We start from the raw sequence: 13,462 nt of genomic DNA, 5'->3' as shown, positions 1-13,462 counted from the left end.
ATCCAACACATTCTGTATTCCTAATTTCGGATCTCTATAACACGTAATAATTTGAATTTCAGCCATTAAATAATTATTATAACCCTCTTAAAATAACAAGTCAAAAATACAATAATAATAATGATATAGACGTTAATATTGAACAAAACTATGGTAAAAAAACCTAAAAACATCGGTGTAACGACAAAAAAATAGGGTGAAATACACTTTTTTTTCGTCAAAATGCAAAAAATCGCTTGTGTTGTTCGGTTTAATTACTATATTGCAGCACCAAAAATATTATTAGCTTACTTAAACGCATGGATATGAAAAAAGTAGTGACATTCAAAGTTTTATTAATCCTGACATTATCTGTAGGCTTGATTGGTTGTAAAAAATCATCAAGTTCGAAGAATAGCTCAAGAGCCACAGGGTGGAACATCAACGACAAAGAAGGAGGTTTTCAATACAATACTAGCTTTAAAGAACAAGAAACCTCACCTGGTTTAGTTTTTGTTGAAGGTGGCACTTTTACTAAAGGTAGAGTACAGGACGATGTTATGCACGATTGGAATAATTCACCTAGCCAACAACACGTTCAATCTTTCTACATGGATGAAACAGAAGTTACCAATATGATGTATTTAGAATACTTAGATTGGATCAAAAGGGTTTATCCACCATCTGAAGAAAATTTTAGAGCTATTTATAATGGTGCTTTACCAGATACATTAGTTTGGAGAAACCGTTTAGGGTTTAATGAAATCATGACAGAAAACTATTTACGTCACCCAGGCTATGCTGAATACCCTGTTGTTGGTGTTAGTTGGATTCAGGCAGTGGAATTTGCTAATTGGAGATCTGATCGTGTTAATGAATACAACTTAGAAAGTGCAGGTTATTTAAAACGTGATGCCAAAACAACGGATGTGAACGCTGAATCTACATTTAGTATAGATACTTATATTAATGCCCCGACATTAACTTATGGTGGAAATGAAGAAGTTATTAACCCTGACAACAGAAAAAGAAACATACGTACAGATGCCGATGGAAACCCTGTAGGCATATATGCTACCAGAGAAACTGGAATTATTACTCCAAAATACAGACTCCCAACCGAAACAGAGTGGGAATATGCAGCTCTAGGTTTAAGTGAAATAAGAAGTTACAATTTATACCGTGGACGTAAAAAATACCCATGGGATGGACAATATACCCGTTCAGGAAAACGTAAAACGCGTGGTGATCAATTAGCTAATTTCAAACAAGGTAAAGGTGATTATGGCGGAATCGCAGGATGGTCTGATGATGGTGCCGATATTACTAATAAAGTAAAATCTTATGATCCAAACGATTTTGGACTATATGATATGGCTGGAAATGTAGCAGAATGGGTGGCTGACGTTTATAGACCTATTGTTGATGATGAATTTAATGATTTCAATTACTACAGAGGGAATGTATACACCAAGAATGCCATTAATGAAGATGGAACTGTAAAAATTGTTACTTCCGAAAATATTGTTTATGATACTTTATCCACTGGTAAATTGGTTGCAAGAAATCTGCCTGGAGAAATATTACAAGTTCCCGTTGATGAAAATGAAACCTATTTAAGAACAAACTTTGATAAAAGCAACGAGATTAACTTTAGAGATGGAGACAAACGTTCGTCTAGATATTTTGAAAGTTTTAACGATGATGAAACTGAAAATGGAAACCTAAAAGATGCTGAAACCAGAAAAATGTATAATGCCCCTAAACATTCTGTAACTAGAGATTCTTTGGGCAACATTATTAGAGAGTACGACAAGAGTAACAATAGAACTTCATTAATCAATGATGAAGTAAGAGTTTACAAAGGCGGCTCTTGGAAAGATAGGGAATATTGGTTAGACCCAGCTCAAAGACGCTACTTCCCTCAAGATATGGCAACAGATTACATCGGATTTAGATGTGCTATGTCAAGAGTAGGCTCTAAAAGCAAAGAAAAAAATAAAACGAAGAATTAATAAATCTTCTAATAATATTAAAAAGTCCTAGCAAATGTTAGGACTTTTTTTATACATTTAATTTTATAACTAAAAAGACTTTTACTCTTGGAAATTCAACAATTACATTCCCTTTTTTTAGAGTGCTATTCAGCCTGCACAGATACAAGAAAACTTAAAAACAATGATATGTTTTTCGCCCTTAAAGGCGATAATTTTAATGGAAACACCTATGCCGAGCAAGCTATAAAATCTGGGGCAAAATATGTTGTTATTGATGACGACGAGTTTTATAAAGCTCCCCATACTATTTTAGTGAACAATGTTCTTGAAACACTTCAAGAATTGGCATCATTTCACCGAACATATTTAAATATACCCATTATATCATTAACAGGTAGTAATGGAAAAACCACCACTAAAGAATTAATTAACGCTATTCTCTCAAAAAAATTTAAAACTGTTGCTACAGTTGGTAATTTGAACAATCATATTGGAGTTCCATTAACGCTCCTTTCTATGAATAAATTCACCGAAACAGGTATTGTGGAAATGGGAGCCAATCACTTAAAAGAAATTGAGTTTTTATGTAACATGGCCAAACCAGACTATGGATACATTACCAATTTCGGAAAAGCACACCTCGAAGGTTTTGGAAGTGTTGAAGGTGTTATAAAAGGGAAAAGTGAAATGTATGAGTATTTAATAGCAAACAATAAAACCATTTTTGTAAATCTTAATGATGACATTCAAACTGAAAAGACAAAAAAAGCCAATACCTATAGTTTTGGAAATAAAAATTCAAAGGCAGATGTAAATGTTGATTTTATTGGAGCACTACCATTTGTAAAATGTCAATTCAATAATCTTATCATGGAGAGCCAACTTATAGGCGATTATAATTTCAATAATATTGCTGCTGCAATTACAATAGGAAATTATTTTAAAGTTGATGATGTTGATATGAAAGAAGCTATAGAGAACTATGTTCCAACCAATAATCGTTCTCAGATAATTCAAAAAAACTCAAATAAAATCATTTTAGATGCTTATAATGCCAACCCAACTAGCATGACGGCAGCATTACTTAATTTTGAAAAACAGACGGGGAATAAAATCGTCATTATTGGGGATATGTTTGAGTTAGGTTCTGACGCAAAAAATGAACATCAAAACATTGCTGATTTAGCGGTATCATTAAATATCAATCAATTATTTTTTATAGGTGAGAACTTTTACCAAACCAAAATTGATTCTAAAAAAACAAGTAAATACAAATCTTTTCTAGACTTTAAAAATGCTTATCAGCCTTCTCTAATTAATAATTCAATATTGTTAATTAAAGGATCTAGAGGCATGGCCTTAGAACGGGTTTTAGATTTGTTATAGGATTGTGGGTCATACTGGATTCGAACCAGTGACTTCCACGTTGTCGACGTGACACTCTGAACCAACTGAGTTAATGACCCTAATTTAAACCAAAGACTTTTTTTAAATCAATCTTATAAAAATAAAAAATCCTAAAGTATTTTCTTTAGGATTTTTTTTGTGGGCGACAAGGGATTCGAACCCCTGACCCTTTGGGTGTAAACCAAATGCTCTGAACCAGCTGAGCTAGTCGCCCTTCAATTAGGTGTGCAAATATAAGCTAGATTTTTAATTTGCAAAAACTTTTTTAATAAAAATTTAAACTATTTCTGCTACCACAAAAGTACTTCCTCCAATATAAATGCAATCTTGTTGAGTTGCTTTCATTTTTGCCGCCATATATGCTTCTTTTACAGAACCATAGACCTCTCCAACAAATCCGTAACTAATAAACACATCTCGTAGCTTATTAGCGTCTAATCCGCGTGGAATGTCTGGTTTACAAAAATAATAGATGGCTGTTTTGGGTAATAAAGGTAATATAGAGATAACATCCTTGTCATTTACAACTCCAAAAACCATATGTAGAACATGGTAAGGCTCATTTAAAAGCTGTTTCATTACATACCTTAAGCCTTCTTTATTATGTGCCGTATCACAAATTACTTTTGGATTTTGTTGTAAAACTTGCCAACGCCCCATCAATCCTGTATTTTTAACGACTTGCAACAAACCCATTTCAATATGGTTTTGATTTATTTCAAAACCCTTTTTCTTTAATTCTTTTATAGTTTGTAAAACCGTCTTTATATTCTTTTCTTGATAAATGCCTTTTAAATCACTCTTAAAAACATCTATAATTTCTTTATCTGCAAAAGTTATTTTAGCATTATTCTTAGAGGCCAAATCCATAAATACCGATTTAGTCTCTACTTGTGTTTCACCAATAACAACAGGTATATTTTGTTTTATAATGCCGCCTTTTTCAAAAGCTATTTCTCGCAAAGTGTCACCAAGAAACTGGGTATGATCTAATCCGATATTGGTAATCACCGAAATTTCCGGAGTTATAATATTTGTAGAATCCAATCTACCACCTAAACCTACTTCAATTACAGCGACATCTACTTTTTGTTTAGAAAAATAATCGAATGCCATACCTACTGTCATTTCAAAAAACGATAAGGCATTGGTTTCTAAAAACGATTTATTTCGCTTAATAAAATCCGTTACAAATTGTTTGCTTACAACTTGTCCGTTAATCTTAATGCGTTCTCTAAAGTCTTTTAAATGGGGTGATGTATACAATCCAACTTTATAACCCGCTTCTTGTAAAATAGAGGCTAGCATATGGCTCGTAGAACCTTTTCCATTGGTGCCTGCTACATGTATAGATTTAAAATTCTTTTCAGGAAAATTTAAATATTCGGATATTTTTAAGGTATTGGATAAATCTTTTTTAAATGCTGAGTTACCCTGTCTTTGATACATTGGCAGTTGAGAAAACATCCAATTTAAGGTATCTTGATACGTCATTTTCTACTGACCTAACTGGAAATTAACTTTCACAAAACCTATTTGCTTAGTTGGAGCATTAGGGTCTGGTTGCCATTTATGTGATAAGGCAATTTTTTTTGCTGGTTCCAATAAACATGCCGCTGTATTAGTCGTTCCTTTGACTCCTGGTTCAGCTTCAATGACATTACCATTTTTATTAACTGTAATCCTAACTATAACAAGTCCAGACTCATTGCAATCTTGCTTTAAAGTAATGTAAGTAGCTCTACCTCTTCCATTTAATCCATAACCAACGCCACCACTGCCAGAACCACCTGAACCAAAATAACTTGGTGCATACGGATCACCATCTAATTGTCCTTTATCCCCCGCTTTATTATCATTGCCTTCACCACCAGTAGCAGTGCCTTCAGATTTGCTGACGCCTCCTATTAAAGCATCCAATTTACGCTTCTTATCTTCCTGTACTTGCTTTTCTTTAGCAATTCTATCGGCTTCTGCTTTGGCTTTGGCATCGGCTATAGCCTTAGCATTTGCTTCAGCTTGCTTTTGCTTTTTTATAGCAATGGCTTCTTCATTCTCTTGAGTTAAGACTTCTTCTTTTGCTTCTGAAGCTTTGGTAGGTTCAGCTTTGGATACCTCTGGTTGATAAGGTTGATTGATTTCTTTAGGCTCGGATTTTATTGGTTTTAATGGCTGAATATCTCCTTTACCAAAATCTGATGTTCCGAAATTTACGGCCACACCATATTCTATTGGTGGATCCATATAAGGGGCACCAACCACAAATAATAACAAAATTAATATCACTGTTATTAACGTTGTTAATTTCGCAGAATCTCTTTCATGTTTTGTTTCGAAATATTTCATCTGTTGGAACTTATTATTTTTTTATAGTCAGATGTAATTCGCATGGTTAAAATATGTATGAATTTAAAATCTTTAGAATGGCTCATTTCATCAGAAATAAAAATCTAATTCTGAAGAATTAATTGCTTGGTTTAACCGCTAAGATTACTTTGAACTTATTACGGTTAGCAATGTCCATTACTTTAACTACATTTTCAACGGGCACCGATTTTTCAGCCCGTAAAACAACCGTTGGTTTTTCTTCATTTGAAAGCGCTGCTATCAATTCGCTCTCTAACACACTTTCTCCTACTCGCTTTTCGTCTATATAATATGTTAAGTCTTTCTTTATACTTACAGCAATAGATTTCTTATTCTCAGTTTTCCCGCTTGCTTTTGGTAAAATAATATCAATAGCACTAGTAGAAACCAAAGTAGAAGCTATCATAAAAAATATAAGCAGCAGAAATACAATATCTGTCATAGAAGACATATTGAATTCTGGAGATACTTTATTTCTTCCTCTAATGTTCATATTAAGATGGTTCGTTTAAATGATCTAGAAATTCCAATGAATTTGCTTCCATTTGATAGACTACTTTGTCGGTTTTTACTACCAAGTGATTGAATGCCATAAAAGCTACAATTCCAACTATTAAACCTGCAACAGTTGTAGTCATAGCTGTGTAAAGCCCGCTAGCTAAAACATCCATTTGTATAGTTCCACCCGCATTTGCCAATTCAAATATGGCTAAAATCATGCCGATTACGGTACCTAAAAACCCTATCATTGGACCTGCTCCAGATATGGTAGCCAACATACTTACATTTTTTTCTAGTCCATAAATTTCTAATCTTCCCGCATTTTCTAAAGCTGTATTAATATCTGCCAATGGCTTTCCAATTCTAGAAATCCCTTTTCCTATTAATCTTGAAACCGGTGTATTTACTTGGGCGCAAAGTATTTGAGCGGCATCAATTTTCCCATGACTTACATGGTCTTTTATTTGATTCATAAAATTTGAATCTACTTTTGATGCTGCTTTAATCGCAAATAAGCGTTCGAAATAAATATAGATTGCAAATACAAGCATTAAAAACAACACAGCTATTATTATTTGTCCAGCAAGGCCTCCACTACTTATTAATTCAATTATTGAAAGTGATTTCTCAACAGGTTCTCCATCTGTAAGCAACTCTGCGCCTTCTTGCGTAGTTTGTATTAAGGTATTTAGCATATAAAATTATTTTCTTGAATTGTATAACGTTTATTTTTTTGTTAAAGTATATTTAAAATAATGTTCTTGTTACCATAAATGCTGCAGATCCCACTAAAAACCCTATAAGTGCCATCCATGAAATTTTCTTTAAGTACCAGAAAAAGTCAATTTTTTCCATTCCCATAGCTACAACACCTGCAGCAGAACCAATAATTAACATACTTCCTCCCGTACCTGCTGAATAGGCTACAAAATGCCAAAGCTCATTATCCATCGGCTCATGAAACATACCTAAACTTGCCGCCACTAAAGGCACATTATCAATAACTGCAGAACCTACACCTAACAATAATACTACTAAATCTGACACACCCTCACCTGCATGTATCTCGGTGCCCAGCATAGGCATCGTTTTTTCTAAAGTTCCCGCTAAATCAAATAATATCCCTAAGGACTCTAAAGCTGCTACTGCCATTAAAATTCCTAAAAAGAATAAGATACTAGGCAATTCTATTTTCGATAAAGAATGATGGACTGGACTATGGTGTGCATGGGCATCACTTTCTTCACTATCAAATTCTGTCATACTAAATTTAGAACTACTATATATTTCAGCAAAAACAGCAACAACACCTAGAGACAGCATCATACCTACATATGGAGGTAAATGGGTGATCATTTTAAAAACAGGCACAAACACAATAGCTCCAAGGCCAAGGTATAACATGGTGGCGCTAAATTTATTTTTCTTTATTTCTTCTTGATTTTCTTCAACCTCTAAATTCCCTTTAAATATTGGTAGAAAAGAAGCTATCAAGGAAGGTACTGCCATACACAAGAATGACGGGATAAACAAATAACCAATTAAATGTCCTGTACTTACCTTTTTACCAATCCAAAGCATCGTCGTTGTCACATCTCCAATGGGAGACCAAGCTCCTCCAGCGTTTGCAGCAATAATAATTAACCCCGCATAATACAAACGTACATTTCTATCTTTAACTATTTTTTGAAGGATGGATATTAAAACAATCGTAGCTGTTAAATTGTCTATGATAGCCGATAAAACAAACGCTAGTATAGAGAACACCCATAAAATCTTTATTTTATTTTTTGTTTTTACAAAGTTTTTTATTGTTGAAAACCCATCAAAATAATCTATAATTTCAACAATGGTCATCGCTCCTAAAAGGAATACTAATATTTCGGCTGTTTTTCCTAAATGATGAAGAAGTGTTTCTTCCATTAATTCTAATTTTTCTTCAGAAGTAAAAGAACTAAAGCCTTCCAATAACGTGTGGTTTGCGGAATCAAACCATTGTGAAAAACCATCTAAACCTAAAGAAATTAATGCCCAACAAATAGCCATCATAACCAACGCTGGAATTAACTTATCTATTTTTAAATTATGCTCTAAAGTAATGGCTAAATATCCAAATACAAATACCAAAATAATTGCTGTTCCCATAAAATATTTATTGTTTAACCGGTTAAACCGATTTTATACTATGTGCTTTTTTAATTGTTTGCGAATGATTAATTATCAAAAATTTATATTTAACAAATATAAAAAACTATAATCCTTAAACTTTAATTTAACATTATTTTTAAGAATGAAAAACCTTACCAGAACAATGGTTTTTTATAACCCCAGTAACACTTTTTAATATATTCACCTCATTTCTAAGTCTTAATACACCTAAAAAACCAAAAATCAAGGCTTCTTTAAATTCAATAATATCTTTTGATGGAATTATAATATCATTATTGGTATGCTTTTTCAAACTTCTAATAAGAAATTCATTATAAACCCCCCCCCCAGTAATATAAACTGAAGTATTATTTTTCTTATTAATTTCTTTTGAAATTTGAATAGCAATATGCTCAACAAATGTGTTTAAAATATCTTTTGTTTCTAGATGATATGAATCAATTATGGGAAAAACATGAGTTTTTACCCATTCCAATCCTAAAGATTTTGGATAAGATGCTTTATAAAAATCTAAATCATTTAATTTTATTAATAAGGATTCATTAATAGTCCCTTTTGATGCCAAAACTCCCTTATCATCATAATTCAGCCCTAATGGTTTAATATAATGATTGAGAACAATATTAACCGGACAAATATCATAAGCTATTCGTTCACCATCAATATTGGTCGAAATATTTGCAAATCCTCCTAAATTCAAACAAAAATCGTAATTAGAAAAAAGAAGCTCATCTCCAATAGGTACAAGAGGCGCTCCTTGTCCACCCAGTTCTACATCTTGAACCCTAAAATCGCAAACCACTGTGTTTTTGGTTAAATGTGCTATGGCTGGTTTATTACCTATTTGGTAGGTAAGTTTATTTTGCGGTTGATGTAAAGCCGTATGGCCATGAGAACAAATAGCATCTATAGCTTGTATATTATTCGTTTCAATAAAATCATTAATAACATTAGCTAGATAGTGTGTGTAATCATTATCTATTTTTTTCAAATCTTTAACAGACATAGACACCAAACTTCCGAGCTTCTCTCTCCAAAGGTCATTATATTCAAAGGTTTGTGCCTTTAAAAGAACAAAAGTCCAATTCTTTTGTTTACGAAACGTCACATATACTAAATCGATCCCATCAAGTGACGTTCCAGACATGACACCAATAATGTTATATTCCGTTTTTATCATATTAGGTAAAAATAATAATACTCATTGAAAATCTCCCATTAAAAAGTTATATTTGATATGATGCCAAACAAATAATTATATAAATAAAAATTATGGATTTTAGTTTTAGTGAAGAACATATTATGATACGAGATGCAGCAAGAGATTTTGCTCAAAACGAGTTACTCCCTGGGGTTATTGATCGTGATGAAAACCAACATTTTCCTGACTCTTTGGTTAAAAAAATGGGAGAACTCGGGTTTATGGGCATTATGGTTGACCCTAAATACGGAGGAAGTGGTATGGATACCATCTCGTATGTGCTAATTATGGAAGAATTATCTAAAGTTGATGCTTCTGCATCTGTCATGGTCTCAGTAAACAATTCACTTGTTTGCTATGGTATTGAAACATATGGAAGCGAGACACAAAAACAAAAATATCTAACCAAATTAGCAACCGGGGAGTTTGTTGGAGCTTTTTGTTTAAGTGAACCCGAAGCAGGAAGTGATGCTACATCACAAAAAACAACAGCTATAGATAAAGGAGACCACTATATAATTAATGGCACAAAAAACTGGATTACCAATGGAGGAAGAGCAGATGTGTATTTGGTTATGGCTCAAACAGATCGAGATAAAGGCTCTCATGGTATCAATGCCTTTATTGTTGAAAAAGGCATGGAAGGTTTTCATATAGGACCCAAAGAAAATAAACTAGGAATCCGTGGAAGCGATACACACACTTTACAGTTTAATGATGTTAAAGTTCCAAAAGAAAATCGAATAGGCGAAGACGGTTTTGGTTTTAGATTTGCTATGAAAACCTTGTCTGGGGGTAGAATTGGTATTGCATCTCAAGCCTTAGGGATTGCTCAAGGCGCTTATGAATTGGCTTTGAAATATTCCAAAGAACGTAAAGCTTTTGGAACAGAAATTTCCAATCATCAAGCCGTTGCTTTTAAATTAGCAGATATGTATACTGAGATTTCAGCAGCAAGACATTTAGTAATGAAAGCAGCTTGGGATAAAGATCAAGGTAATAATTATGATATATCCAGTGCCGTTGCCAAATTATACGCTTCGAAGGTAGCTATGGAACATACAGTTGAAGCTGTTCAAATTCATGGTGGCAATGGTTTTGTAAAAGATTACCATGTGGAAAGGTTAATGCGCGATGCCAAAGTTACCCAGATTTATGAAGGCACTTCAGAAATTCAAAAAATCGTGATTTCTAGAAGTATTTTGAGGGATTAAGATTTATCTTTTTTAGAATTTAGAGCTTCAGCTTCTAAAACCAATTTCAATTCGCCATAACTGTATTTATCATCCAGTTGACTTTTTAAATCGGATAGATTCTCAAATATCTTTTGAGGAATAAGTTCCTTTAATGCTTGATAATTTTCAATTGACATTAAATCGGTAATTTTCACCTCTCCTGAAGATATAAAACTAGCTAAATGACCAAAAATGGTATTCTCATTTAATTCACGCTGAAAGGCTATCTCTTCAATCGATTTACCAGATTTAAATAATTCTAAAGACAATTTCTTAGTGTCAATTTTATCTTTTTTGGGCTTCACTTCTTCTAAAATACTTTCATCGTTTGTAGTGTCTATGTCATTTTCCTCACAATACGTTTTTATCACTTCTAAAATAGCCTCACCATATTTCTCTACTCTTGTTTTCCCCATACCATTTACTTTTAGCAACTCTTTCTTTGTTAATGGCAAAGTTTCACACATTTCATATAAAGCCTTTTGGGTAAAAACTTGAAAGTGTACTAAATCATTTTCGTTTGCAATCTCATTTCTAAGCACTCTTAAAAGTTCGAACAACTCTATATTTGTGGTTCCATCAATAGCTGCTTTTCTGGTTTTTTTTGGTTTTTCTTTGGAAATAAATACAGACTTTGCTCTTAACTCTAAAAGTTTTTTTGTGGAAAAACCTTCACTTAAGCCATTAAAATATAAAAGTTTAGTTTCTAGTAATTCTTCTATAATATCTAGATTTTTAGTTATATCGGCACCTATCGCTTTATTATCCGTAGTAAAACCAAATTCATTTAAAGGAGTAACCAAATTAGTGTCTGTTTCTGTTTTAAAATATGTTATAGCCTTTTTAAAACGTTCTTGAATTAAATTACTTAACTCAGGTAACGGCTCACTTTCAGCAAGTTGCTTTAGTTGAGAATTAAAACCATTACTCACTTTTAAAAAATTGGTAATCGTGTTTTTTAAAGTCAACATGGGGTTTTCAACTTTTCCTTCAATGCTTGTTCGGTTTTTGTAATAAATATCAAGAATTCTATTTACAGGATATAAAAACTCATAAAATCCAAAAACTTCAGCAATAAGATCCAACTGAAACGTTTTTTGTGAACTTTCTAAAATGGCATTATCTGGTTCATTGGCTTCAGCATGTTTATTAAACGAAATAACATGACTATCACTAATAATTTGGCTGGAATTAATTTTACTTTTTAAAACCAAACCTTCCATTGATTTACATCTACTTAATGCTACATAAGTTTGCCCATGAGCAAACGCACCCTGCGCATCAATAATTGCTTTTTCAAAAGTTAAGCCTTGGCTTTTATGAATGGTAATAGCCCAAGCCAAACGTAATGGTATTTGTGTAAACGCGCCTATTCTATCTTCTGTAATCGCTTTTGTTTCCGCATCAACTGCATAATTTATATTCTCCCAAACTTCTGGAGTGGTTATAATATTAAAATCATCATCAGGACAATGGACCACCACTTCATCTTTTTCCAAATGCACAACTTTACCTATTTTTCCATTAAAATAACGTTTATCAGGACTAGCATCATTTTTTATAAACATGACTTGAGCCCCCACTTTTAATGAAAGGACTTCATCATTAGGGAAAGAAAATTCAGGAAACTTACCTTCTATTTTAGCTTTATATGTAAATACTTTAGTATTGAGTTTGTCTAATTCTACTTTATTAGTAGCCTCTGCTTTATTATTATGTGTGGTCAATGAAATATAACCAGCATCTCGTTCAGGTAAGAAATCTGGAATAAAACGTTTATTCAATTCAGCAGCTGAAACTTCGCTAAGTACATTATTTCTAATCTCATTTAGAATCTGAATAAACTTAGGATTTTCTTGTCTATAAATATGTTTCAGTTCTATAGTAACTGCATGACATTGTTGGTATGCTTGACTACTAAAAAAGAAGCCGTTACTATAAACATGCTTTAATAATTCCCATTCATTTTCTTTAATGACAGGAGATAATTGCTGCAAATCTCCAATCATAAGGACCTGAACACCTCCAAAAACTTTATCCCTATTTCTAAAACGACGCAAGGTTCTGTCAATACCATCTAGTAAATCGGCACGTACCATACTAATCTCATCAATAACCAATAAGTCCATGGACTTAATAATATTGATTTTCGTTTTGTTGAATTTCCTATTAAAACTACTAGGATTATTTAAATCTGTATCAGGCAAAATAGGGCCAAAAGGCATTTGAAAAAAGGAATGTATGGTTACGCCTTTAGCATTAATAGCAGCCACTCCAGTAGGCGCAACAACTACTAATCGCTTTAAACTATTCATTTTTAATCGATGCAAAAACGTTGTTTTACCTGTTCCTGCCTTACCCGTTAAAAAAATAGATCGATTTGTATTATTTACAAACTCCCAAGCTAATTCCAGTTCTTTATTTACAGCCATGAAGTACTATTAAAAATAGAATTTGAAGATACTACTTTTGAAGTTTTATTTAGTTATTTCTTGTAAGAAAAAAATCAACTTATTTAAAATATGGTAACTATACAAACAAAAAAATCCCCTTCATAAAAAATGAAGGGGATCCCAAGAAAGGCAACGACCTACTCTCCCACTTTC

10 protein-coding genes and 2 tRNA genes are annotated in these 13,462 nt (G+C 32.8%); 3 read left to right on the top strand and 9 right to left on the bottom strand.

Annotation, left to right across the window (positions count from 1 at the left end):
* The first annotated feature begins 299 nt into the window (after positions 1-299).
* Both gldJ and DKT72_RS00055 read left to right on the top strand, forming a co-directional pair.
* Positions 300-1,994: a gliding motility lipoprotein GldJ gene (gene gldJ, locus DKT72_RS00060; RefSeq protein WP_220628053.1), complete on the top strand. Its 1,695-nt coding sequence runs from the start codon at positions 300-302 to the stop codon at positions 1,992-1,994.
* 87 nt (positions 1,995-2,081) lie between these two features.
* Complete coding sequence (locus tag DKT72_RS00055; RefSeq protein ID WP_111306681.1) at positions 2,082-3,362, top strand: UDP-N-acetylmuramoyl-tripeptide--D-alanyl-D-alanine ligase; 1,281 nt, start codon at positions 2,082-2,084, stop codon at positions 3,360-3,362.
* Between the two features lie 5 nt (positions 3,363-3,367).
* Here DKT72_RS00055 and DKT72_RS00050 read toward each other — a convergent pair.
* From DKT72_RS00050 to DKT72_RS00015, 8 genes are all read right to left on the bottom strand, one after another.
* Positions 3,368-3,442 (bottom strand) — tRNA-Val (locus tag DKT72_RS00050).
* Positions 3,443-3,522: 80 nt separating this feature from the next.
* Positions 3,523-3,597: transfer RNA gene (locus tag DKT72_RS00045), tRNA-Val, on the bottom strand.
* Between the two features lie 62 nt (positions 3,598-3,659).
* The gene (locus DKT72_RS00040) at positions 3,660-4,877 is read right to left on the bottom strand and encodes a bifunctional folylpolyglutamate synthase/dihydrofolate synthase (RefSeq protein WP_111306680.1); all 1,218 of its coding nucleotides are present in this window, start codon (positions 4,875-4,877) and stop codon (positions 3,660-3,662) included.
* 3 nt (positions 4,878-4,880) lie between these two features.
* Positions 4,881-5,729 (bottom strand): energy transducer TonB, encoded by an 849-nt coding sequence (locus DKT72_RS00035; RefSeq protein ID WP_111306679.1) that lies wholly within the window; start codon positions 5,727-5,729, stop codon positions 4,881-4,883.
* 118 nt (positions 5,730-5,847) lie between these two features.
* On the bottom strand, positions 5,848-6,243 hold the full coding sequence (locus DKT72_RS00030; RefSeq protein WP_111306678.1) for an ExbD/TolR family protein: 396 nt from the start codon (positions 6,241-6,243) through the stop codon (positions 5,848-5,850).
* A gap of 1 nt (position 6,244) precedes the next feature.
* The gene (locus DKT72_RS00025; RefSeq protein WP_111306677.1) at positions 6,245-6,946 is read right to left on the bottom strand and encodes a MotA/TolQ/ExbB proton channel family protein; all 702 of its coding nucleotides are present in this window, start codon (positions 6,944-6,946) and stop codon (positions 6,245-6,247) included.
* A 52-nt stretch (positions 6,947-6,998) separates the two neighbouring features.
* The gene (nhaD, locus tag DKT72_RS00020; protein WP_111306676.1) at positions 6,999-8,396 is read right to left on the bottom strand and encodes a sodium:proton antiporter NhaD; all 1,398 of its coding nucleotides are present in this window, start codon (positions 8,394-8,396) and stop codon (positions 6,999-7,001) included.
* A 139-nt stretch (positions 8,397-8,535) separates the two neighbouring features.
* A complete protein-coding gene (locus tag DKT72_RS00015) occupies positions 8,536-9,600 on the bottom strand; it encodes an anhydro-N-acetylmuramic acid kinase (RefSeq protein ID WP_111306675.1) in 1,065 nt (354 codons plus the stop codon).
* Between the two features lie 92 nt (positions 9,601-9,692).
* On the opposite strand from DKT72_RS00015, the gene DKT72_RS00010 reads away from it, so the two are divergent.
* Positions 9,693-10,835, top strand: a complete 1,143-nt coding sequence (locus tag DKT72_RS00010) for an acyl-CoA dehydrogenase (RefSeq protein WP_111306674.1) — start codon at positions 9,693-9,695, stop codon at positions 10,833-10,835.
* Here DKT72_RS00010 and DKT72_RS00005 read toward each other — a convergent pair.
* Positions 10,832-13,288, bottom strand: coding sequence for a helix-turn-helix domain-containing protein (locus DKT72_RS00005; RefSeq protein ID WP_111306673.1), 2,457 nt, complete (start codon positions 13,286-13,288; stop codon positions 10,832-10,834). The genes DKT72_RS00010 and DKT72_RS00005 overlap by 4 nt on opposite strands.
* Positions 13,289-13,462 lie beyond the last annotated feature (174 nt).

The sequence above is a fragment of the Confluentibacter sediminis genome, assembly GCF_003258355.1.
In the GTDB taxonomy this organism is placed as follows: Bacteria; Bacteroidota; Bacteroidia; order Flavobacteriales; family Flavobacteriaceae; genus Confluentibacter; species Confluentibacter sediminis.
Note: the sequence above shows the minus strand (reverse complement) of the source record. Positions and strands in the feature narration are given on the sequence as shown.